General features: G+C 68.7%; 17 protein-coding genes. 8 read left to right on the top strand and 9 right to left on the bottom strand.

The genetic code is table 11. The annotated features are described in order from the left end of the window. Window positions 1–61 precede the first annotated feature (61 nt). The 3 genes from AC23D6_RS10595 to AC23D6_RS10585 all read left to right on the top strand — a co-directional run bounded on the left by AC23D6_RS10595 (window position 62) and on the right by AC23D6_RS10585 (window position 5,213). The gene (locus AC23D6_RS10595; protein ID WP_487749238.1) at window positions 62–340 is read left to right on the top strand and encodes a hypothetical protein; all 279 of its coding nucleotides are present in this window, start codon (window positions 62–64) and stop codon (window positions 338–340) included. A 490-nt stretch (window positions 341–830) separates the two neighbouring features. Beyond that, window positions 831–1,997: a serine hydrolase domain-containing protein gene (locus AC23D6_RS10590; protein WP_487749237.1), complete on the top strand. Its 1,167-nt coding sequence runs from the start codon at window positions 831–833 to the stop codon at window positions 1,995–1,997. 210 nt (window positions 1,998–2,207) lie between these two features. Continuing rightward, window positions 2,208–5,213: a sensor histidine kinase gene (locus AC23D6_RS10585; protein ID WP_487749236.1), complete on the top strand. Its 3,006-nt coding sequence runs from the start codon at window positions 2,208–2,210 to the stop codon at window positions 5,211–5,213. Between the two features lie 12 nt (window positions 5,214–5,225). Here AC23D6_RS10585 and AC23D6_RS10580 read toward each other — a convergent pair whose 3' ends face one another. Further along, entirely contained in the window at window positions 5,226–6,068 is an 843-nt protein-coding gene (locus AC23D6_RS10580) for a type 1 glutamine amidotransferase domain-containing protein (protein WP_487749235.1), read from the bottom strand. Between the two features lie 108 nt (window positions 6,069–6,176). On the opposite strand from AC23D6_RS10580, the gene AC23D6_RS10575 reads away from it, so the two are divergent. Further along, a complete protein-coding gene (locus tag AC23D6_RS10575) occupies window positions 6,177–7,091 on the top strand; it encodes a LysR substrate-binding domain-containing protein (RefSeq protein WP_487749234.1) in 915 nt (304 codons plus the stop codon). Window positions 7,092–7,597: 506 nt separating this feature from the next. Here the strand turns inward: AC23D6_RS10575 and AC23D6_RS10570 are convergent. The 3 genes from AC23D6_RS10570 to AC23D6_RS10560 all read right to left on the bottom strand — a co-directional run bounded on the left by AC23D6_RS10570 (window position 7,598) and on the right by AC23D6_RS10560 (window position 9,996). After that, on the bottom strand, window positions 7,598–8,401 hold the full coding sequence (locus AC23D6_RS10570) for an isocitrate lyase/PEP mutase family protein (protein ID WP_487749233.1): 804 nt from the start codon (window positions 8,399–8,401) through the stop codon (window positions 7,598–7,600). 95 nt (window positions 8,402–8,496) lie between these two features. After that, window positions 8,497–8,715 carry a hypothetical protein gene (locus tag AC23D6_RS10565; RefSeq protein WP_487749232.1) on the bottom strand — a complete coding sequence of 73 codons (219 nt, stop codon included), beginning with the start codon at window positions 8,713–8,715 and terminating at the stop codon, window positions 8,497–8,499. A 414-nt stretch (window positions 8,716–9,129) separates the two neighbouring features. Then, on the bottom strand, window positions 9,130–9,996 hold the full coding sequence (locus AC23D6_RS10560; protein ID WP_487749231.1) for a M28 family metallopeptidase: 867 nt from the start codon (window positions 9,994–9,996) through the stop codon (window positions 9,130–9,132). Between the two features lie 155 nt (window positions 9,997–10,151). Between AC23D6_RS10560 and AC23D6_RS10555 the strand changes: the two genes are divergently transcribed. After that, window positions 10,152–10,799, top strand: coding sequence for a response regulator (locus AC23D6_RS10555; RefSeq protein ID WP_487749230.1), 648 nt, complete (start codon window positions 10,152–10,154; stop codon window positions 10,797–10,799). Window positions 10,800–11,647: 848 nt separating this feature from the next. Here AC23D6_RS10555 and rne read toward each other — a convergent pair. Further along, on the bottom strand, window positions 11,648–14,821 hold the full coding sequence (gene rne, locus AC23D6_RS10550; protein WP_487749229.1) for a ribonuclease E: 3,174 nt from the start codon (window positions 14,819–14,821) through the stop codon (window positions 11,648–11,650). Between the two features lie 388 nt (window positions 14,822–15,209). On the opposite strand from rne, the gene AC23D6_RS10545 reads away from it, so the two are divergent. Then, entirely contained in the window at window positions 15,210–16,199 is a 990-nt protein-coding gene (locus AC23D6_RS10545; protein WP_487749228.1) for an RluA family pseudouridine synthase, read from the top strand. Here the strand turns inward: AC23D6_RS10545 and AC23D6_RS10540 are convergent. From AC23D6_RS10540 to AC23D6_RS10525, 4 genes are all read right to left on the bottom strand, one after another. Continuing rightward, entirely contained in the window at window positions 16,187–18,244 is a 2,058-nt protein-coding gene (locus AC23D6_RS10540) for an AAA family ATPase (RefSeq protein WP_487749227.1), read from the bottom strand. The genes AC23D6_RS10545 and AC23D6_RS10540 overlap by 13 nt on opposite strands. Window positions 18,245–18,474: 230 nt before the next feature. Next, window positions 18,475–18,864, bottom strand: a complete 390-nt coding sequence (locus AC23D6_RS10535) for a DUF1761 domain-containing protein (RefSeq protein WP_487749226.1) — start codon at window positions 18,862–18,864, stop codon at window positions 18,475–18,477. A gap of 22 nt (window positions 18,865–18,886) precedes the next feature. Continuing rightward, window positions 18,887–19,300, bottom strand: coding sequence for an energy transducer TonB (locus tag AC23D6_RS10530; protein ID WP_487749225.1), 414 nt, complete (start codon window positions 19,298–19,300; stop codon window positions 18,887–18,889). Beyond that, window positions 19,300–19,647 carry a 4a-hydroxytetrahydrobiopterin dehydratase gene (locus AC23D6_RS10525; RefSeq protein ID WP_487749224.1) on the bottom strand — a complete coding sequence of 116 codons (348 nt, stop codon included), beginning with the start codon at window positions 19,645–19,647 and terminating at the stop codon, window positions 19,300–19,302. Before AC23D6_RS10525 ends, AC23D6_RS10530 begins: the two co-directional genes overlap by 1 nt. A 92-nt stretch (window positions 19,648–19,739) precedes the next feature. Here AC23D6_RS10525 and AC23D6_RS10520 point away from each other — a divergent pair, with 92 nt between their 5' ends. Both AC23D6_RS10520 and AC23D6_RS10515 read left to right on the top strand, forming a co-directional pair. Continuing rightward, complete coding sequence (locus AC23D6_RS10520) at window positions 19,740–20,336, top strand: NfuA family Fe-S biogenesis protein (RefSeq protein WP_487749223.1); 597 nt, start codon at window positions 19,740–19,742, stop codon at window positions 20,334–20,336. A 15-nt stretch (window positions 20,337–20,351) separates the two neighbouring features. Beyond that, a complete protein-coding gene (locus AC23D6_RS10515; RefSeq protein WP_487749222.1) occupies window positions 20,352–22,022 on the top strand; it encodes a hypothetical protein in 1,671 nt (556 codons plus the stop codon). The last annotated feature ends 71 nt before the right edge of the window (window positions 22,023–22,093 follow it).

The following is a 22,093-nucleotide window of genomic DNA, read 5'->3' as shown; positions in this document are numbered from 1 at the left end:
CCCCATCCCAGCACACCCGCCCGCTAGACTGCGGCATCGCCCGACCGGATGCCCGCCCCGCATGAAGCTCACCCCCACGCCGATCACCGCCGCCATTGCCGGTCTCTTTGCCGGCATCGTGATGCCGTGGGTCTGGCCGCGACTCGGGGACGAGACCTTGAACTGGGTGTTCGCGTTCCTGCTGGTCATCGCGCTGCCGATGCACGTGCTGGTGGTCGGCTTCAACCCGCCTCGGGAAGCGGGGCAGGGGGGATTGAACAGCGCGCTGATCAAGCGCGTGGCGATCTGGCTGGCGTCGGCGGTGGCGGCGGTGGCCCTGATGCGGATCCTGTCGCTGTAACACGGCTCGGTGGGGCCCATCGAGCCTTTTAGCCTCTCGCGCCAGTCTTAGTGAGAGAAGAACCAGTCTTTTTGCCTCTCGCGCCAGTCTTAGTGAGAGAAGAACCAGTCTTTTTGCCTCGCGCGTCAGTCTTAGTGAGAGACGAGCGAGTCTTTTTGCCTCTCGCGCCAGGCTTAGTGAGAGAAGAGCGAGTCTTTTTGCCCTTCGCGTCAGTCTTAGTGAGAGATGAGCGAGTCTTTTTGCCCCTCGCGTCAGTCTTAGTGAGAGACGAGCGAGTCTTTTTGTCTCTCGCGCCAGCCTTAGTGAGAGACGAGCGAGTCTTTTTGTCTCTCGCGCCAGCCTTAGTGAGAGAGGAGCCAGTCTTTCTGCCTCTCGGGTCAGGTTATGTGTGAGTAGAGGGACCGCCGGGGGCAAAATGGCTGGGGCATGACCTCTGGCGCTTAAGCCGTCCGCTCCGGTCCGTATGATTCAACTCACATAAGGAGGGGTCATGCGTCCACTGTTCGGAGTCTGCCTGCTCGCCATGCTGCCGTTCGCCGCGTCTGCGGCCGAACCCGTGCCGCATCCCATCCCCCGCCGTGCCGCGCTCGATGCCGAAGTGGCCCAGGCCATGACCGCCGCCCAGGCCAACGGCCTGGCCATTGCCGTGATCGACGACGGCAAGGTCGTGCACGTGGCCGCCTATGGCCGGCGCAACGCCCAGGGCGACCCGCTGCGGACCGACACCGTCATGTACGGCGCCTCGCTGACCAAGGCTGTGTTCGCCTGGACCGTCATGCAGCTGGTCGATGAGGGCAGGCTCGACCTCGACCGTCCCATCCACGAGTACTTCCCCAAGCCGCTCACCGACTATCCCGCCGAGGACGCCTACGGCCCCTGGCCGGACCTCGCCGGCGATGCGCGCTGGAAGACGATCACCGCGCGCCATCTGCTGACCCACAGCAGCGGCTTCGCCAACTTCGCCTATCTCGAACCGGACGAGAAACTGCGCATCCACTTCACCCCGGGAAGCCGCTACGCCTACTCGGGCGAGGGCCTGATCCTGCTGCAGTACGTGATCGAACGCGGACTGGGCCTGAACCTGGGGCAGGAAATGCAGCGCCGCGCGTTCGACCGCTTCGGCATGCCGAACACCAGCATGATCTGGCGCCCGGACTTCGCCGCCAACCTGGCCGATGGTTGGACCGAGGACGGCACTGTCGAGCCGCATGACGAACGCAGCCGCGTGCGTGCCGCCGGTTCGATGGACACCACTATCGCCGACCTGGCGAAGTTCGCCGCGGCCTTCGTCAACGGCGAAGGCCTGTCCGCCGCGAGCGCCGCGGCGATGACCACCGCACAGCTGCCGATCACCACGCGGTCGCAGTTCCCCACGCTGCAGGACGAACTGCCGATCGCCGAGCGCCGTCAGGATCTCGCCGCCGGCCTGGGCGTGGTGGTGTTCGACGGCCCGCAGGGGCCGGGCTTCTTCAAGGGTGGGCACAACGATTCCACCGGCAATACCTGGGTGTGCGTGCGCCAGCGCAAGCGCTGCGTGGTGATCTTGGGTAACGATGTGCGGGCCGAACGCGCGTTCCCACGCCTCACGGCCTTCGTGCTGGGCGATACCGGCGTCCCGTGGACATGGGAATACGGGGCCAAGCAGTTCGTGCCTTGACGCATGCGCGGTCTCGCCGCTGACGCGGAACGCCCCGCGGCTCGGGTAAAGTGCGCACCGAATCGCCGCGCCGTGTCCCGCTAAGGACACGACACCCTGGGGGAGGGCAGGCGGGCGTTCTTCCATCGTGTCGGCGGTGTCGAAGGGGGCAGGTTGATCAGCGTGGCGGGCAGACAGACCGAGGGGGCCGCAAGGCCGCACCGCGTGCGCATGCGTGCGTGGCGCGTGCTGCTGGCGTGCGCGTGCCTGCTGCTCGCGCCGCTGGCGCAGGCGCTGGACGCGCAGCGCCAGATCGCCCAGTTCCACCACACGGCGTGGACGGTCCGCCAGGGCGCGCCGGGCCAGATTACCGCGCTCGCGCAGACCGCCGACGGCTACCTGTGGCTGGGCACACAGGTCGGGTTGTACCGCTTCGATGGCGTGCAGTTCGAACGCTACGAGCCGGCGGACGGCCAGGCCTTTCCGGCCACCAGCGTGTCCACGCTGTATGCGACGAAAGACGGCGGGCTGTGGATCGGCTTCCGCTACGGCGCGGTGAGCTACCTGCGCGAGGGCCGACTGACCCATTACGGCGAAGCGCAGGGCCTGCCGACCAGCACGGTGTTCCGTTTCGCCGAAACCCCCGATGGCCGCCTGTGGGCGGCGACGTTCAGCGGCTTGGTCTATCTGCGCGAAGGCCGCTGGCATCGCGTCGAAGCCGCGTGGCGCGCGCCCGGCGCGCAGGCGCGCTCGGTGTTCACCGATCGCGACGGCGCGTTGTGGCTGGCGACGGAAGATGGCTTGGCCCGCCTGCGCAAGGGCGCGCGCGTCTTTGAGACGCTGGACGTGCGCGTGGGCCGGATCAGCCAGATGGTACAGGCCGCCGACGGCAGCCTGTGGGTCGCCGAGAACGAAGGCGGCGTGCGCCGCGTGCCGCTCGACGGCGTGGCCGTTCCACCGACGATCACCGCGCCGTCGGCCGGCTTGTTGTTCGACCGAGACGGCACGTTGTGGGCCAGCACCATGGGCGAAGGCCTGCAACGCCTGGCGCGTCCGCTGCCGCCGGCGCGCAGCGGCGGATCAGTGGAGCGTTTCCGTCAGGATGACGGTCTCAGTGCCGACTACCTGCTGCCGGTGCTGGAAGACCGCGAAGGCAATGTCTGGGTAGGCAGCAGCCGCGGCCTGGACCGGTTCCGCCACACCCAGGTGATCCCCGCGATGCTGCCGGATGGCGCGCAGGACTTCGCCATCGTCACCGCCGCCGACGGTACGTTGCTGGCGGGCAGCCGCAATCGTCCGCTGATGGCGCTCAATGGCGGAGCGTTGCGTTACCTCGACCTGCCGCCACCGATCACCGCGGCACACCGCGACCGCGCGGGCACGGTGTGGCTGGGCGGGCCCGGCGGGTTGTGGACGCTGCGCGACGGAGGCATCGCGCCGGTCACGCCGCTGCCGGTGTCCGGCTATTCCGGCGTGCAGGCCATCGCGCACGGCGACGACGGCGTGCTGTGGGTGTCGTTGAACACGCCCGGCATCCATCGCCTGGCGGACGGACGCTGGCAGCACCTGCGCGGCCGCCCAGGGCTGCCGCCGGGCTCGTCGCCGCTGGTGATGCTGCCCACGCGCGATGGTGCGGTATGGATGGGCTATGCGCGCGACCAGATCGCGATCCTGCGCGGCGACGACATCCGGGCGCTGGGACGCGAGGATGGCCTGGCGGTCGGCAATGTCACCGCCTTGCTGGAAAGCCGCGGCGGCGTGTGGATCGGTGGCGAGCGCGGGTTGGCGCGCGCTGCCCGCGGCCGCGTGCGCAGCCTGCCGCCGAGCCCCGACAGTCCGTTCACCGGCATCACCGGCATCGTGCAGACGCGCGCGGGCGATCTGTGGTTGAACGGCGCACGCGGCGTGTTGCACGTGAAGGCCGTCGACGTGGCCACGCTGTTTGACACGCCCGCGCCGCGTTACGAACTGTTCGATTTCCTCGACGGCATGCCCGGCGTGCCGGCGCAGTTCCGGCCGATTCCGACGGCCGCGGAGGGCGGTGATGGGCGCCTGTGGTTCGCGACCACCAGCGGCGTGGTGTCGATCGATCCGGCGCGCATCCACCGCAATCTGCTGGCGCCGCCGGTCTCGATCCTCTCGCTGGCGGCCGACGGCCAGACCCACCGCGTGGGCGCCGGCGTGCTGCGCCTGCCGCCGGGCACACGCAACCTGCAGATCGCCTACACCGCGCTGAGCCTGTCGATCCCGGAGCGCGTGCGCTTCCGCTACAAACTGGACGGCTACGACACCGAATGGCAGGACGCCGAGACACGGCGCACCGCGTTCTACAACGATCCCGGGCCGGGCACGTACACCTTCCGGGTGATCGCCGCCAACAACGACGGTGTGTGGAACGAGGTGGGCGCCACGCTGCCCGTGGTGATCGCGCCGAGGTACTACCAGACCACGTGGTTCGTCGTGCTGTGCGTGCTGTTGGGCGCGACCCTGTTGTGGGTCGCCTATCTGTTGCGCCTGCGCCACCTGTCCGCGCAGATCCGCGCGCGCCTGCACGAGCGCCACCACGAACGCGAGCGGATCGCCCGCGAACTGCACGACACCCTGTTGCAGAGCGTCCAGGGGCTGATCCTGCGCTTCCATGCGGTGTCGCAGTCGCTCGGCCGCGACGCGCCCGGCCACGCGGCGATGGAGCGCGTGCTGCAGCGGGCCGACGATGTGCTGGCCGAGGCCCGCGACCGCGTGCTGGACCTGCGTCGTGCGCGCATGTCGGGCGAGTTGTCCGAGGCGCTGGCCGCCCTGGGCGAAGACCTGGTGCCGGAGCACGCGGCCGAGTTCCGGCTCGAGGTCGAAGGCGAGCCGCGGGCACTGGATGCGCTGGTCCGCGACGAGCTGTACCGGATCGCGCGCGAGGCGGTGTTCAACGCGTTCCAGCACGCGCAGGCCGCGCATGTGGAAGTGGACCTGGACTATCAGCACGACGCGCTGCACCTGCGCGTGCGCGACGACGGCGTCGGCCTGCCCGAGGCCGTGCGAAGAGCCGGCGGTCGTCAGGGCCACTGGGGCCTGTACGGCATGCGCGAGCGCGCGCAGCGCATCGGCGGCACGTTGGTCCTCGCGTCCACCGATGGCGCGGGCACGACCGTGTCGCTGCGCGTGCCCGCCAGCGTGGCGTATCGCACCGCGCCGCCCCGTCCGTCGCGCTGGCCGCGGTGGTGGCGCCGGCGACGACGCGGGTGACGGATGCGCTGATCAGTCCAGGCGTGCCAGCAGCGCCTTTGCCACGTCCGCGGCGGAGGCCGGATTCTGTCCGGTGATCAGTTCGCGATCGACGACCACGTTGGACTGCCACGGCTGCGTATTGCTGCGGTAGTCCACGCCGGCCCACTGCAGCGCGCTCTGCGGGTAGAACTTCATCGTGCCGCCGTTGAGCAGGCCCTTTGCCTGTTCTTCCTCGTCGTTGCTGATCACGGTGACGCGGTAGCCGGCGTAGATCCACTGCGGCGACGGCGTCGCGCGGCCATCGCGCTCCATCTGGCGCAGGAAGGCCGCATTGTCCGGCAGGGTCGAGAGCAGCGCGATGGGGCCGTGGCAGACCAGCGCGGTGGGCTTGCCCTGCGCGTGGAAGTCGCGGAGCAGGCGACCCAACGCGGGGCTGGCCAGCAGATCCTGCATCGGCGCATGGCCGCCCGGGATGTAGACGGCATCGAAGGCGCCGTAACCGATCTGCTCCACGCGGGCCAGGCTGAGCACGGGCGATCGGGTGGGGGAGGTCAGCGCCAGCTGTGCCAGCAGGTCCTCGTGCGCTTTAAGTGCGGCGGCATCGTTGCCGAAGTACGCCTGGTCGAGGGAACTGCGATCGACCGTGGGCGCCCGGCCTTGCGGGGTGGCGAAGGTGACCTGGTGGCCGGCGTCGCGCAGCGCCTTGACCGGCTGCATCAGCTCGTTGAGGTAGAAGCCGGTGGGGTAGACCCGGCCGTCGCGCAGGTCCAGATGGTCGGCATCGGACAGGACCACCAACACGTTGGCGGCGTGGGCGTGGACGGCGCCGAGGGTCAGCAGCAGGGCTGCGGCGAGAGGGGCGAGGCGTTTCATGGCGATCTCCAAGGGGGCGGGGGGGCCCGGAATGGCGCGCACTTTATTCCCTGCGAATGAGGCGATAAATTGGGCTCGCGGGAAATCATCTGTTCTCATGAGGCAATAATGGCGCGCCGATTCGATCATCTGGCCGACGTCGAGGCGTTGGTGGCCGTGGTGGATCACGGCTCGCTGACGGCCGCGGCCGTGGCCTTGTCCACGACCCCGTCGGTGGTCAGCCGGGCGATCGCGCGGCTGGAAACGCGGCTGGGTAGCCAGCTATTGCGGCGGACCACGCGCCGGATCGGCCTGACCGAAGCCGGACGCCTGTACGTGGAACAGGCGCGCGCGGCCTTCCTCCTGATCGACGATGCCGAACGCGCGGTGCAGGGCGAGGCCGGTACGTTGACCGGGCAGGTGCGGATCAGCGTGCCCACCACCTATGGGCACTACCGGTTGCCGGCGTTGCTGGCCCCGTTCGTGCAGCGGCATCCGCAGGTGCGCGTGGAAGTGAACATCGCCAACCGCAACGTGGACCTGGTGGCCGAAGGCTTCGACCTGGCGATCCGCCTGGGCGTGCTGCCGGACAGCGGGCTGGTGGGGCGCCTGCTGGAGCACGCCACGTTGAGCGTGGTCGCGTCGACGGATTACCTGGCTGCGCAGGGCACACCACGCTCGCTCGACGAACTCTCCGCGCACACCTGCCTGCCGTTCGTGCTGCCCAGCAGTGGTCGCGTGTCGCCCTGGCTGTTCCGTGCGGAGGGCGAAGACATCGAATGGATACCCGCTTCCCGCATCGCCGTGTCCGACGACGTGCTCGGCGTGGTGTCGTTGGCGCAGTCCGGCGTGGGCCTGTGCCAGACCTACGATTTCATCATCGATGCGGCGATCGCGCGCGGTGCGCCCCTGGTGCGCGTGCTGCCGCAGCTCGCCGGGCGCGCGCGACCGTTCTCGCTGATCTACGCACCGCATCGCCGTTTGTCCGCGGCATCGCGCGCGCTGATCGAAGCGTTGGTGGAAGGCGCGTCGCGCACGGCGTGATCTGCGGTGCGGCGCGCCAGCGCCGGGAAAGAAGCGGGTTTTTCCGCGCGTCGTTGCACAGGCGATGGCAGCGGCAAGGTAAACGCAGAGAAGCAAATCTCCCTCAGCGCATGCATGCATTTACCTTTGACACGCGATGCCTGCGTGGTGATAGTCAGCTCACAGGAACGGGGGACGTCGACATGCGCAGTCTGCTGATACGGAGCATGGGATGGTTGCTGATCGCCGCCACAGCGCTCGTCTTGCTGGGCCTGGCCCAGGCGCCGGAGCTGTGGGCAGGCGGCCCGTGAGGCGCATGCGTCGCGCAAAAGAAAACCCGATCAAGCGCGATCGGGTCTGAAGGGGGAGTCCCCGGCACCGGCAGCCTGTTTCCGTTGCAGATCGGCCATGCCTGGCCTGTGCAGGGCGTGCCACCGGGGACAGCGCCATCGTCGCGGATGTGAGTCACATTGGCAGTCGGGAGCAACCCCGACAGGGCGTAGGAAAATTCCTACGCACGCCGCGCCTCATGCGAACAGAGCGTTGATCGCGCCGTAGCCCATGGCGTGGGGATCGGGCAGGGCGGTCCGTGTGCCATGCAGGAACGCGTCCATCTGCGCGCCGACATGACCGAATGCGGATTCGGCCAGGGCGGAACCGGCACTGATGCGGCGCACGCCCCACGCCGCCAATGCGTCGAAATCACGCAATTGCGGGCGCAGCATCACGTTGAGCGGCACGCCGCAGCCCGCGGCGAGTGCGCGGATCTCGGCTTCCTCGACCACGCCGGGCACGAACAGCCCGTCCGCACCGGCCTCGCGATACTGCGCGGCGCGTGCGAGCGTTGCAGCGACGCGGGTCGATTCCGGGACGAGCCCGCGCAGGTAGACGTCGGTGCGCGCGTTGATGAAGACGTCGGTTCCGTGCCCCTCGCAGGCATGGCGGATCGCGCGGATTTTCGCCGCCAGCAGGGCCGGATCGCCGCTGCCGTCTTCCAGGTTGATGCCGGCCGCGCCGGCCTGCACGACGCGCAGCACTGTGGCGGCCACGCGGGCCGGGTCGTCGTCGTAACCGCCTTCGACATCGACCGTGAGGGGGACGTGGATCACCCGTGCAATGCTGGCGACCGCATGCAGGAGCGCGTCGACCGCAAGCCGGTCGCCGTCGGGATAGCCCTGCGACCAGGCCAGGCCGGCACTGGTGGTGGCGATGGCGGCGGCGCCGTGGTGTTCGGCGAGGCGGGCGGTGCCAGCGTCCCAGACGTTGGCCAGACGGAGCAGGCCATGCTGGTGAAGGTGGCGGAAGCGGGCGGCGGTGTCGGCGGTGGGCATGGTGGCGTCCGGTGTGGGAAGACGCACAGCCTGCCATGTCCGCCCATGGCGGTCTCACCGTTTGCGGACAGCAACCCCGGACGGCGGCCCGCGGCTCAGGCGCAGAGCCGCCAGCCGTTGAAGAGCCGCCAGCGGCCGTCGCCGCCTTCGATGTTGATCGCGAAATCCAGCCCCTGCTGATGGCGCTGGTTGGCCAGTTTGACGGCGTACGTGAGAGCGGCGCCGCGCGTGGTGAAGCGCAGCGGCGGCGACTCGTTGATCGAAAGCTCGTACGTGCCGTCCGCGGCGGGCGTATTGAACAGGTCGAAGGTCATCATGAGCGCGGTGCAAGCAGGTGTCTTTCGAGCACGGTAAGCGTGGATTTGTGACGCCGGTGCGAATTCAGGCTGACCTGTTCGCGGGGATTAAGCGATGTCCAGCCCGTGTCAAGAAACCGTGCAATCCGGCTGAACGATCTACACGCCGTCTTCGCATCCGGCTCCGTAAAACACGCGCAGTGGTCGGGCCGACGGATCCACCCCCTCTGTCTCCCGGAACACCCTGCTACCGAGTCGCGAGACTGACACCCAGGGCCCCACGAGAGGACCGAACGCAGCGCACCGGACACCCCCTGTTCCCATGCTGCGCCTGGCGGTGGACCGCGAGTCCGACACCGTCGCCGCCCGGAGAGCCAGGCGTGTTCTCGATCACAACGGCCCCTGCGGGGGCCGTCGTCTTGTCGCCCGATTTCAGCGCGCCTTCACGCCCGCATCCCACGTCCGCAGCCCTTGCTCGACCACACGCAACGCATCGTCCACGCGCTGGCTGTCGAGTTCGGCGGTGGTGTCGCGTGGGCTGTGGATCACCTGCATCACCTTCGGCACCTGCGCAGGCTTGCCCCCGCCGAACACCTCGAGGATCGGACCGATCTCATCGCCTCCGACCAGCGAGAACGACACCGCCGGCCAGCCGGCCTTGAGGAAGGCCAGGTGGTCGGTGGGCGGGTACTTGTCCCCGGGCTTGAAGGCGAGCTTTTCGTACTCGCTCGCCGCGCGCAGCGAGGCGACCAGCAGGCTGTCGCCCTGCGGCGACATCATCCACAGCGTGTCGCCCCAGCCGAAGACGTCGAAGTTGACGTACAGCGCGGGCTTTTCGCGGCCGGTCGTCGCCACCCAGGCGCGCGAACCGAGCAGGCCTTTCTCTTCGAGGTCCCAGAACACGACCTGCACGCGGTGATGCGCCAGCGGCGCGGCCTTCAGCACGGCGGCCAGTTCCAGCACCGCAGCGACGCCGGACGCGTTGTCGGTAGCGCCGTGGCCGACGTCGACCTGATCGTAGTGCGCGCCGATCAGCAGCAGCGGCGCATCCTTGGGACCGCCAAGATCCGCCACGAGGTTCTGGCCGGCCTGTCCGTCCTGTTCGAAAGCCTCACGCTTCCACGCAATGCCGAGCCTGTCGAGCCGCTTGCCGATGGCGTCACCGCGCGTGCGAGTGTCGGCGTGGGCGCTGATGTCGCCGACCTGGGCCTGCCATCGTTCGGAGACGGTATCGGCCCAGGCAGGGCTGGCGGCGAGCAGGGCGAGCAGCAATGCGGCGCGCAGGCGGACGTTCGGCATAGGGGTTCCCCGTTGGAAAGCGCGAGTATGCCGCAGCGCCGGCGGTGCCTCGATAGTCCGGAATGCATGGACCGACCGGCCGCCGATAGAATGTTAATTGCGTGGCGCGGGACGGCCACCTACGCTCGACCCGAGACTCCAGGTAGCCGCCCCCCATGACCATCCGCGTTTTCCTCATCGACGACCACGCCCTCGTACGCACGGGCATGCGCCTGATCCTGGGCACAGAGACCGACATCGAAGTGGTCGGCGAAGCCGAGACGGGCGAAGCCGCGTTGCCGCTCGTGCGCCAGCTGAAACCCGATGTCGTCTTGTGCGACCTGCATCTGCCCGGCTACAGCGGCCTGGAAGTCACCGAGCGCATCGTGCGCGCCGACATCGGCGTGCGCGTCATCATCGTCTCGGTGCTTGAGGACGGTCCGCTGCCGAAGCGCCTGCTGGAGGCCGGCGCGTCTGGCTACCTGGGCAAGGCCGGCGACGCCACCGAGCTGATCCGCGCCGTGCGCGATGTTGCCCGCGGCAAGCGCTACCTGGGCAGCAACGTCGCGCAGAACCTGGCGCTGCACACCGTGGGCGGCGACGCGTCGCCCTTCGATGCGCTCTCGCCGCGCGAACTGGAAGTTGCCATGCTGCTCACGCAGGGCATGCGTCAGGAAGAGATCGCCCGCCGGCTCAACCTCAGCGCGAAGACGGTCAACACGCACAAGACGCGCCTGTTCGAGAAGACGGGCGTGCAGGACAACATCGCCCTGGCGCGCCTGGCCGCCCAGTGGGGCCTGATGGACCCGACCCGCGCGCTGTGATCGCTGGTCGGGATGGCGCCGCCGCTTGCCGTCATTCCAGCGAAGGCTGGAATCCGTTGCGCGGCGAGCCGCAGGGTGAAGCAAGAGCAAATGGGTCCCAGCGTTCGCTGGGACGACGTGGCTGGCCTCTGAAGGTCGACGTGCCCTGAGGTCGTCATTCCAGCGAAGGCTGGAATCCATTGCGTGCGAGCCACAGGGTGAAGCAAGAGAAAAATGGGTCCGAGCGTTCGCTGGGATGACGTGGCGGGCTTCCGAAGATCGACGTGCCCTAACGCCGTCATTCCAGCGAAGGCTGGAATCCATTGCTTGGACTAGCCGCCGTGGATGGAGCAAGCGCAAATGGGTCCCAGCGTTCGATGGGACGACGTGGGGGGCTTCGGAAGATCGACGTGTCCTGACGCCGTCATTCCAGCGAAGGCTGGAATCCATTGCGTGGCTAGCCGCAGGGTGAAGCAAGAGCAAAATGGGTCCCGGCGTTCGCTGGGACGACGTGGCGGGCCTCTGAAGGTCGACGTGCCCTGAGGTCGTCATTCCAGCGAAGGCTGGAATCCATTGCCTCTACTAGCCGCTGTGGGTGGAGCAAGCGCAAATGGATTCCAGCGTTCGCAGAGACGACGTGGCGGGCTTCCGAAGATCGACGTGCCCTAACGCCGTCATTCCAGCGAAGGCTGGAATCCATTGTGCGGACTAGCCGCCGTGGGTGGAGCAAGCGCAAATGGGTCCCAGCCTTCGCTGGGATGACGTTATGGTCTCGGCAGCGTCGCCTGTTGCGGAGGAATCCACCGTCTTCATAACGACACTGGCCGCTTGCGCGGCCAGTGTCGTCGAGCATCGTGAAGCAGCACGCGTCAGGCGCTGCGTTCCTCGGAGGTGCTGCCGTCCTGCTTGTCTTCCGCCGGCGCGTTGGCCGGCTTGGCCGGCGTCACCGGCTCGAACAGGCTGCGCGTGACCGACGGCGGCGTGTCCGCATCGGCAACGAAGAACAGCGAACCCGTCGCCGGCGCGGCGGGCTTCGGCGTGGCGGGCGGCGACGTCGGCGCAGCGGCCCCGACCGGCGCTTCGACATCGGCAGTGGCTTCGTTCACGGCATCGACCAGGTCGATCTGCACGGGCTCGTTGCGGACCTCGGCGACTGCCGGGGTTTCCGCGACCGTCTCCACGGCCTCGACGGCGGCGACGACCGGGGCCCGAGTCTCGACCGCCTCGACGACCACCGAGGCCGGTTCGGCGGCGATCTCGGCCTTCACCGTTTCGACGATGGCGACGGCTGCCGGCGCTTCGTGCTGCACCGTGGCGTTCACCTCGGGCTGGACACGAGCGGCTTCGGCCTTCACGTCCTCGATCACTTCGACGGCCGCGACGGTCTCGACCACGACCGGGGCGGGCACGATCACGGGCGTCGCGTCGGCAGCGGCCACCGTCTGCTGTTCCAGCTCGGCAGCCGCAGCCGCCGCGACCGGTGCGGCTGCCGCGACAGCGGCAACAGGCGCGGCCGGTTGCGGCTTCGGCGGACGCGGCGCGGCGACGGCCGGCTCTTCGTCGTCGAAGTCGAACTCCGGCTGCGAACGGTCGGCGATCGGGGCATCGTCATCACTGCCCAGGTCATCGGCCAGCACGCCTTCTTCACCCGCGGCACCGGCTTCACCGTTGCCACGACGGCGGCGGCGGCCACCCCGACGCCCACGACGGCGGCGACCACCTTCACTGGTTTCACCAGTGTCGGAAGACGGCGCGGCATCGCCCTGGACGGCGGCGACCTGCGTCGCGTCGAGCTCGATCGCCGGCGTGTCGGTCGTCGGGGCCGCGACGGAGGCAGCAGCGGGCGGCGCGACACGCGCAGTTTCCTGCGTGGCGGCCACGGCGGCAGCGGCCGTCGTCACCGGTTCGAGAGCGGCGGCGGCTGGCTTGGGTGCGTCCTGCTGCGGCGCGCGTGGAGCCTGCTGGCGCTGGCCTTCCTGACCCTGCTGCTTGCCACCCTGCTGACCCTGCGGCGGCTTGGGTGACTTTGGCTGCTGCTGTGCATTGCCCTGGGCGTTCTGCGGCTTCTGCTGCTTCTGGCCCTGCGGCTCGTTGCGCGGCTTCTGCTGCTGGGCGTTGCCGCCCTGCGTCTTCTCGCCCTTGTTGCGCTCGTCGCGACGGTTGTTGTCCGGCTTGCCGCCCCGGCCCTGGTTCTGCTGGCCGCGGTTGTCACGGTTGTCGCGGTTCTCGCGACGTCCGTTGTTGTTGCGGTCGTTGCGCTGGCGGTTGTCCTGCTGCGGACGGGCCTGCGGGGCCGGAGCCGCCGTTTCGCCACCGCCGAATAGGCGCTTGAAGAACCCCATCACGCCACCCGAGGCAGGCGCGGCGACGGCGACGGGCGTCGCGACCGGTGCCGCGACGGCTACCGGGGCCGGTGTGTCACGTTCCTCGCGCACCGGGGCGGGCTGCGCATGCTTGACGTGGGTGACCGCCGGCGCCGGCGGGATGTTGAGCTGCGACTTGGTCAGCGCGTGCACCGGCAGCTTGCGCGGGGTGCCGCGCTGGTAGCTGGGCTTGCTGGACTCTTCGCCCAGCTCGTTCTCGCGGATGCGGGTGACTTCGTAGTGCGGCGTGTGTAGCGCTTCATCGGCTACGATGATGATCGGCGCGTCATGGCGCTGTTCGATTTCACGCAGGGCGCCGCGCTTTTCGTTGAGCAGGAAGTTGGCGATCTCCAGCGGCGCCTGGATCAGCACCTGGCCGGTGTTGTCCTTCATGGCGTGCTCTTCGGCCACGCGGATGATCGACAGCGACAGCGACTCGACGCTGCGCATGCGGCCATGACCTTCGCAGCGCGGGCACACGATCTGGCTGGACTCGCCCAGGCTCGGGCGCAGGCGCTGGCGGCTCATTTCGAGCAGGCCGAAGCGCGAGATGCGGCCGATCTGCACGCGGGCGCGGTCGTACTTCAGCGCGTTCTGCAGCTTGTTCTCGACCTCGCGCTGATGCTTGTTCGACGACATGTCGATGAAGTCGATCACCACCAGGCCGCCCAGGTCGCGCAGGCGCAGCTGGCGGGCCACTTCCTCGGCCGCTTCCAGGTTGGTGTGGAACGCGGTCTCCTCGATGTCGCCGCCCTTGGTGGCGCGCGCCGAGTTGACGTCGATGGCGGTCAGGGCCTCGGTCTGGTCGACCACGATCGAACCGCCGGAGGGCAGGCGGACGTTGCGTTCGTACGCGCCTTCGATCTGCGATTCGATCTGGAAGCGGTTGAACAGCGGAATGTCGTCCTTGTAGTGCTTCAGCTTGCGCAGGTTGTGCGGCATGACCTGCTGCATGAACTCGCGCGCGGTCTCGTGGAGCTCCTCGGTGTCGACCAGGATCTCGCCCACGTCGTTGCGCAGGTAGTCGCGGAGGGCGCGCACGATCAGGCGGCTTTCCTGGTAGATCAGGAACGGGGCCGGCTTGGTCAGCGCGGCTTCGGCGATGGCGCGCCAGACGCTGAGCAGGTAATCCAGGTCCCACTGCAGCTCTTCGGCGTCGCGACCGACGCCGGCGGTACGGATGATCACCCCCATGTCGTCGGGGATGTTCAGCTTGTCCATCGCCTCCTTCAGGGCGGCGCGGTCGTCGCCCTCGATCCGGCGCGAGACGCCGCCGGCGGTGGGCGAGTTGGGCATCAGCACCATGTAGCGGCCGGCCAGCGAGATGAACGTGGTCAGGGCGGCGCCCTTGTTGCCACGCTCGTCCTTGTCGACCTGGACAACGACTTCCTGGCCTTCCTTCAGCAGCTCACGGATGCCGGCCTTGTTGTGGTCCACGCCCGCCTGGAAGTAATCGCGGGAGATTTCCTTCAACGGCAGGAAGCCATGGCGCTCGCCGCCGTAATCGACGAAGGCGGCTTCCAGGGAGGGCTCGAGCCGGGTGATGCGGCCCTTGTAGATGTTGGACTTCTTCTGTTCCTTCGACGGCTGTTCGATATCGATGTCGTACAGGGTCTGGCCGTCGACGATGGCCACGCGCAGTTCTTCGGCCTGCGTGGCGTTGATCAACATACGTTTCATTGTGCGTTCCTCGCGCGCTGCTACCGCGCGGAACGCCATGGCGTTTCGCCTCTGGAATGTTGCACCACCCCTTGCGCAGGCGCAGCGGGGCAGGTCGGGCTTCCAGCGCTACGACACCACGGCAGGCCGCGGGAGCGCTTGTTCTAATGGGTCTAGCGGGCCGGCGGCAGCTTCCCCGGAAGGTCGCGCCGCACGGGACATGTTCACCACAGGTGCCGTCACGCACCCGGCGGTATCCGGGCCTGCCGATCAGCCGCTAACATGGCCGCCCCTGGGGCGGTGGCCGCGCACTTGCCGGAATCGCGGGGAGACGGGCTTCTGGCCCAACTGCAACTCCCAGCGAAATCAAACCCTTATCTCGCCCCCCGAGTTTAACAGATTACCCTTCATGACCCCTAGCCCCCCGTCCGACAAGCCGGCGGCCCCGCCCAAGACCGCCGTGCGTACCGTCACCGTGCCCGACGACCGGGGCGGCCAGCGGCTGGACAACTTCCTCCTGGGCCAGCTGAAGGGCGCGCCCCGCAGCTTGGTCTACAAGCTCGTCCGCAGCGGCCAGGTGCGCGTGAACGGCGGGCGGGCGAAGGCCGAGCGCAAGCTGGAAGGCGGGGACGAGGTCCGCATCCCGCCGGTCAATCTCAGTGAAGTGGGAGAAACGGTCGGGCCGCCGGCCGGCTTCCTGAAGCGCATGGAGGCGGCCATCGTCTTCGAGGACGAGCGCCTGCTGGTCATCAACAAGCCGTCCGGCGTCGCCAGCCACGGCGGCAGCGGCATCAGCCATGGCGCCATCGAAACCATGCGTGCGCTTCGACCCCACCAGACCCTTGAACTCGTCCATCGGCTCGACCGGGACACCTCCGGCCTGCTGGTGATGGCCAAGAAGCGCTCGGCGCTGTCCGAACTGCAGGCCCTGTTGCGTGAGGACAGCGAGGACGGCACGCGCGGCATCGAGAAGCGCTACCTCACCTTGCTGGTCGGGCGCATGCCTGATGGGGTGATGAGCGTCGATGCGCCGCTGCATATCGGCCTGCGCCAGGGCGGCGAGCGTCATGTGCAGGTGCACCGCGACGGCAAGGCCTCGCTCAGCCACTTCCGTGTGCTGGAACGGCGCGGTGGACATTCCTATTGCGAAGTGCGCATCGAGACCGGCCGCACCCACCAGATCCGCGTGCACGCCCAGCACATCGGCCACCCGGTGGCGGGCGACGACAAGTACGGCGACCCGGCCGTGAACAAGCGCCTGCGCGAGCAGGCCGGGCTGAAACGGTTGTTCCTGCACGCCGCATCGCTGCGGTTCGCACTGGACGGCGGCAAGACGCCGTACGTGCTCAATGCACCGCTGGCGGAAGAGCTGGCCGCCGTCCTCGATCAGCTGGCCTGAGCGGGTCGGACCAGCGCGGCGGTGAAGCCCATGCCACCGCCACTGCCGGGCTTCAGCGCCACCTCTTGTGCCAGCGCCTCCAGCAGATCGCTGTAACGGCCGCGACCCTGCAAGGCCGCCAAGCGACGTCGCTGCGCCGCGAAGTCACCCGGCGCCAGTCGTGCCAGCGCCACCAGCTTTCGCCTTAGGCGGGCATCGTCGATATCGGCCTCCAGGCCGAACTCCTCGGCGTGGAAGGCGAACAGTCGCATGGTCTGGTCGATGTGCAGCCAGTCGAACCGCAGCTTGAAATCGAAGCGACGCAGCGCCGCCGCATCCAACTGGTCGATGAGATTGGTGGACGCCACGAACAGGCCGCGAAAATCCTCGATCTGGGTGAGCAGTTCGTTCACCTGCGTCACCTCCCAACTGCTACGCGCCTGGCGCCGGTCGCGCAGGAAGCTGTCGGCTTCGTCCAGGCACAGCACCGCGTCTTCACGTTCGGCCTGGCGGAACATCGCACCGATGCGTTCCTCGGTTTCGCCTACCCACGCGCTAAGCAGATCCGACGCACGACGCAGCATCAGCGGACGTCCGGTGCGCCGGGCGATGTGGGCGGCGAGGGCCGACTTGCCCGTGCCGGGCGGGCCGTAAAGACACAGTCGCGCGCGCGGATCGCAATCCAGCAGCGGCAGCACCGTGGCCAGGGACGGCGCCACATTGATCAGGTCGGGTTCGAACCGTCCCGCACCGCGCGTGTCGATCCGGCGCGCGCCGTGCAGTTGCGCCAGTTCGTCCAGCGAGCCGAGCAGGATCTGCGCGCTCGTCGCACCGTCGTGCACATCCAGCCGGTCAAGTACACGCGTGGCCCGTGCGTAGTGTGCGGGAGTGAAACTGCCGTGGTCGGCGATCGCATCCAGCAGGCCGTCGTCGACTTCGCGATGGCCGAGCGCGCGTTGCAGCAAGGCGCGTCTGTGCGCAAACGGAGGCGCGCTGACTTCCAGCACGATGTCGAAACGACGCAGTTGCGAAGTGTCCAGGTTGCCGATCCGATTGCCGACCCACAGGCAGGGCACCGTCGCCGTCTCGAGGCGACGGTTGATCCAGCTCTTGTAGCTCGGCGCGCGTTCGTCGCGACCCGACGGTGGGCGGAAGACGTCTTCGATCTCATCGAACAGCAGCAGGGCGCGGCGGTTGCCGGTGAGCGCGCGCTGGGCGGTGTCGTAGGCTTGCAGGCGCGCCTGGTGTTCGATCGGTTCGCCGTCGGCGCTCGCGGTGCGGACCAGGAACAGGTCCATGTCGAGATCGGCGGCCAGCGCACGCGCAAGTTCGCTCTTGCCGGTACCCGGCGGGCCATGCAACAAGATGTTCGCGCCGCCGCCATCGCGCGCCGCCGCGGCGAGATAGTTGCGTATCCGGCGCAGCGGCGTTTCCAGGTGCGGATAGTCGTCGAGCGACAGCGAGCCGGGATGGGCGCGTTCGAACAGCTGGTCGAGGAAGCGGGCATCCAGTTCGCCATCGTCGAGCAGCTGCAGCAGATGATCAGCAGGCTCCAGGCACTCCGACGCATCCGAGTAGTTGCCGTAGTACACGCGCAGCAAGCCGCTCGCCTGCAGCGGGCCGCGTGGGCGAAGGGCATCGCGGACGCCTCGTGGCGGCAGTCGCAGGCTGTCGTCGAGCAGGCGCAGCAAGCCGGCGCGATGGCTATGCCAACGCTTGCGTCCGTGTTCGACCGCTTCGCGCAGAGCCGGGTACTCCTGCAACGCACAGGAGAAGGCGATCACACGGATGTCGTCGTGCGAGTACCCGAACAACCGGGCCAGTTCGGCGAACAGCGGTGCTTCGACCAGTGCGGCCGGAAGCGACGCCTGGCGGCGTTGCAGCAGCTGTCGCACCTTCTGGCGCAACGCAGCCGGCGTGGCGTCGACAGCGCGCACGCGCAGCGTGACCAGGCCGGCCGCAAGCGCACGGCAGGTGTCTTCGTCGGGATCGGATTTCAGCAGGCAGGCATACAGCCGCAACTGCCATACGCGCGCCCACTCGGCGCGCAACTTGCGCAGGTTCATGTCGTCTCGTCTCACCGGCGCCTTGGGGCGCCTGGAAGGGTCACGGTTCGGCGCAGGCCCTCATGGCCTGGTCGGACGGCATCCGGTCAGGATGCGGTGAACTTCTCGGGGTGGTTGACGACACGCATGACGGCGCACCTGCGCTATCTGGAAAGGCCGCGGAGTCTACGCAGCGATCTCGCGCTTGGCAACACGCGGCACGCAGGTAGGCGGACGAGCGGTAGCGAGCTTCAGTGCCAGAGGCCGAGCACGAGGCCGAACAGGGCGAACTGCACGGTGTGGTAGCCACCATCGATCAGCCACAGGCGAAGACCGCGCTGGGCGAACAGGTAGTTGATGCCGAAGCTGGCGGCGACCAGACCGAACCCGACCAGTACGCCGCGGCATACGGCGAACGAGAGCGGCGGTTGCGGACCGAGGAACCAGGCGAACACCGCGGCCGCCAGCAGCGAGAACACGAACGCCCCACCGAAGATCTTCGCTGCATGGCCCTGCTTCTGCGGGTCCATACCGGCCGCCGCATTCCACGCCTTGCCGAACAGCGGGCCGTACCACACGCCGCCGAGCAGGAAACTCGACACGGCCGCGACCAGCACGGCCCAGAGATTGATTCCGTCCATCAGTGCATCCCCTCCTGATCGGTCAGGCGCCGCTGCCTTGCGCGAAGCAGCGGGTCGGTTTCTCGAGCACCGGTGGAAACGTCACCGGCACGGTGATGGTGTGGGTCACCGGCTGGCCGTTGCGGGTCGCGGCGCGGAACGTCCAGGTGCGCACCGCTTCCAACGCGGCCTTGTCCAGCGCTGCGTTGCCGCTGCCCTGGGCCTGTGCGACCTGCGAGGGAACGCCATCCTTTTCGATGGTCACGCGCAGCACGGTGGTGCCGCCATCGCTGTCGCACTCCGCCTCGGGCGGATACGCCGGCGGCGGCGTGTCGATCGCGGCGAGTTCGGTCGGCGCGATGGCCGGCGCGGCGGGCGCTTCGGTCTTGCCGCAGGCGACCAGCGCGACGAGAAGGGCCGGCACCAGCGCCGGGCGTACTGCACGCAGCATATCCATCAGGCTTCTCCCAGCAGGGCGCTGGCTTTCGCCGCGCAGATGAAGTCGTTCTCGCTCAGGCCACCGACGTCGTGGGTCGAATAGCGCACGACCGCGCGGTTGTAGTGCACACCCAGGTCGGGGTGGTGATCCTCGGCATGGGCGACGAAGGCGAGCGCGTTCACGAATGCCATCGTCTCGTAGTAGTTCTCGAACCGGAACGTGCGCGACAGCGCATGCCCGTCTTCCACCAGTTCCCAGCCCGGGACTTGCGGCAGCAGCTCGGCGATGCGGGCAGGGGGAAGACGGTGTTCGCTCCCGCGCAAGGGGACGCAGTGCGCCTGCGCCAGCGGAATGAGGTCGGACATCAGCGTCTCCTGCGGGGCGGCCAGTCTGAACGGAGACCGACGACGGGCCCATGAATGTGAATGCCCGTCGGGCAGGGGGCTAGAATACCCGCATGATCCAGATTTCCGACAGCGCACAGGCCCACTTCCGCAAGCTGATCGAACGCGAGGCCCTGCCGGGCTTGGGCGTGCGCCTGAGTGCCGTGCATCCGGGCACCGCGCAGGCGGATGCGCGCCTCGAGTTCGCCGAGCCGCGCGACCTCGCCGGTGATGAGTGGGCGGTCGACTGCGACGGCTTCACGCTCTACGTCGAGGCCGGCAGCGTGCATTGGCTGGACGGCGCCGAGATCGACTACGTCGTGAAGGGCGCCGGCACCCAACTGACCATCAAGGCGCCACGCATCAAGGGCGAAGCGCCCGCCGACAGCGCCTCGTTGGTCGAGCGCGTGCGCTGGGTGGTCGACAACGAGATCAATCCCCAGCTGGCTGCGCACAAGGGTCGCGTGGCGGTGGAGGAAGTCGGCGGCGACGGCGTGGTGTGGCTGCGCTTCGGCGGCGGCTGCCACGGCTGCGGCATGGCCGACGTGACGCTCAAGCAGGGCATCGAGAAGACGCTGATGGCGCGCGTGCCCGGCGTTACCGCCGTCCGTGATGCCACCGACCACGGGACCGGGGACGCCCCGTACATCCCGCGCGGCCACGCCGCCTGACGGACGCCAGCGCCGGTGACGAACGCCACCGACGTCATCGCGCATCTGCTGCCTCGCAAGGCGGCGCCCATCGTCGAACGCCATACCCGCATGCCCTTCGGTTGGGGCTTGTGGCTGCGCGGGCTGCCCGAGCGACTGGGTCGCATCACCCGCGAGCGTGCCGAGGCGATGGTTGGCGTATTCGCCGCGCGCGCGCCGCGCCCGGCCGATCCGGTACCGCCGGCTCCCGGACGTATCAGGGCGTTGCGCTCGTTGCTTTATCAGGGCTGGGGCCCTCCGCCGCGCGAAGAGCGCTGGATGCGATGGACAGCGGGCTTCACCAGCACGCTGATGCACGTGGCGTTCTTCCTGTTCCTGCTGTGGGTGGCGCTGGTGCAGATTCCGCCGCCGGAGCCGGAGACGGGCGAGGACAGCAGTCGCGTGCGGCTGGAGATGATCGGCCAGGGCTCTCCTGACGAAGCGGGCGGTGCGCCGCAAGCGGGTGAGTCAGCGGTGGCTGTCCCGTCGCCGTCGGATCGGCCCGCCTCGGCCGCTTCCGCGCCATCCGAAGCCCCAGCCTCTCCGCCGGAATCCATCCCCGCACCGGTGCCCACGGCAGAAACGGCTGCCGCCGCGCCCGACGTCACGCTGACTCAGCCCCAGGTGCAGACACGGGAACTGGCGCCGCCCGAGCTGGCGCAGCAGCCGGTACGGGTGACCGAGGTCCCCGAGCCGACCCGCGCCTACGTGCTGCCGCCACCGACACCGCGCGAGCCGGAGCTTCGCCAGCCCGTACCGCGTGAGGCAAGCGTGCGCGCACGCGAGGTCGCCGCACCGGTCGAAGCGCCGGTACTGCGAAGCGCAGTGCCGACGCGCATCATCGACGTTGCGCCGGTCAACACGCGCCCTGGGGACGTGCGCGAGCGCGAAGTGCTGGCGCCGGCGCCACAGCCGCGTACGGTGGCGGTCCCGACGCGCGAGGTCGCCCCGCGCGACGTCAGCACACCGCAGCGCGATGTCAGGCAGGCGCAGGTGCGCGAGCCTTCGCCGCCAGCACCGGCTTCCGCTCCAGCGCCGGCACCGGCTGCAGCGTCCACGGCTCGCGCACCTGCGTCAGCGCCGTCGCAGGAGCCCGCACGTCCCGCTCCGTCGCCTTCGAGCGCACCGCGCGGCGCGGCGCCCACCGCGGGCTCGCCCACGGTCGCGCCTGCGACGAAAGCGGGCGGCTGGACCACGCCCAACCGCGCGGACGATTGGGGCAACTCGCGGCGCAACGTCGCCGGTGACAGTGCCGCGGATGGACAGAGCAAGCCCGGCCTCTACAACGCCGACGGCAGCTTGCGTGTGCCCGGCAGCAGCGGCGAGAGTGCTCCGCGTGGCGCGCCAGGCGGTGACAACGATCAATGGACGCGCGAACGCTTGGCGGAATCGGGCACCTGGCTACAGCGGCCGCCTTACGATTACGAGCCGACCAGTTTCGACAAGTATTGGGTGCCCAGCGAATCGCTGCTGGCGGAGTGGGTGCGCCGCAACGTGAAGGAAATGGAGATCTCCATCCCCGGCACCAACCTCAAGCTGAAGTGCACGATCTCCGTGCTGCAGTTGGGTGGCGGTTGCGGGTTGGGCAACTTCTTCCCCGATCCGCCGGTCGCGCGGCCTCCGCCCGAGATCCCGGTCAAGCGCAAGCCGATCCCGACCGACAGCTGACGCGCGGTGCTACGCGCCGCACAACGAAAAACGGAGCCCTGCGGCTCCGTTCTCGTATCCCCGGCGAGGGG

This window comes from Pseudoxanthomonas sp. G3, assembly GCF_057654715.1.
This window is presented reverse-complemented; position numbering and strand designations above follow the sequence as displayed.

Coding starts and splice junctions, on each gene's coding strand:
- AC23D6_RS10595 (WP_487749238.1), top strand. CDS start 62: ATGAAGCTCACCCCCACGCCGATCACCGCCGCCATTGCCGGTCTCTTT.
- AC23D6_RS10590 (WP_487749237.1), top strand. CDS start 831: ATGCGTCCACTGTTCGGAGTCTGCCTGCTCGCCATGCTGCCGTTCGCC.
- AC23D6_RS10585 (WP_487749236.1), top strand. CDS start 2,208: ATGCGTGCGTGGCGCGTGCTGCTGGCGTGCGCGTGCCTGCTGCTCGCG.
- AC23D6_RS10580 (WP_487749235.1), bottom strand. CDS start 6,068: ATGAAACGCCTCGCCCCTCTCGCCGCAGCCCTGCTGCTGACCCTCGGC.
- AC23D6_RS10575 (WP_487749234.1), top strand. CDS start 6,177: ATGGCGCGCCGATTCGATCATCTGGCCGACGTCGAGGCGTTGGTGGCC.
- AC23D6_RS10570 (WP_487749233.1), bottom strand. CDS start 8,401: ATGCCCACCGCCGACACCGCCGCCCGCTTCCGCCACCTTCACCAGCAT.
- AC23D6_RS10565 (WP_487749232.1), bottom strand. CDS start 8,715: ATGACCTTCGACCTGTTCAATACGCCCGCCGCGGACGGCACGTACGAG.
- AC23D6_RS10560 (WP_487749231.1), bottom strand. CDS start 9,996: ATGCCGAACGTCCGCCTGCGCGCCGCATTGCTGCTCGCCCTGCTCGCC.
- AC23D6_RS10555 (WP_487749230.1), top strand. CDS start 10,152: ATGACCATCCGCGTTTTCCTCATCGACGACCACGCCCTCGTACGCACG.
- rne (WP_487749229.1), bottom strand. CDS start 14,821: ATGAAACGTATGTTGATCAACGCCACGCAGGCCGAAGAACTGCGCGTG.
- AC23D6_RS10545 (WP_487749228.1), top strand. CDS start 15,210: ATGACCCCTAGCCCCCCGTCCGACAAGCCGGCGGCCCCGCCCAAGACC.
- AC23D6_RS10540 (WP_487749227.1), bottom strand. CDS start 18,244: ATGAACCTGCGCAAGTTGCGCGCCGAGTGGGCGCGCGTATGGCAGTTG.
- AC23D6_RS10535 (WP_487749226.1), bottom strand. CDS start 18,864: ATGGACGGAATCAATCTCTGGGCCGTGCTGGTCGCGGCCGTGTCGAGT.
- AC23D6_RS10530 (WP_487749225.1), bottom strand. CDS start 19,300: ATGGATATGCTGCGTGCAGTACGCCCGGCGCTGGTGCCGGCCCTTCTC.
- AC23D6_RS10525 (WP_487749224.1), bottom strand. CDS start 19,647: ATGTCCGACCTCATTCCGCTGGCGCAGGCGCACTGCGTCCCCTTGCGC.
- AC23D6_RS10520 (WP_487749223.1), top strand. CDS start 19,740: ATGATCCAGATTTCCGACAGCGCACAGGCCCACTTCCGCAAGCTGATC.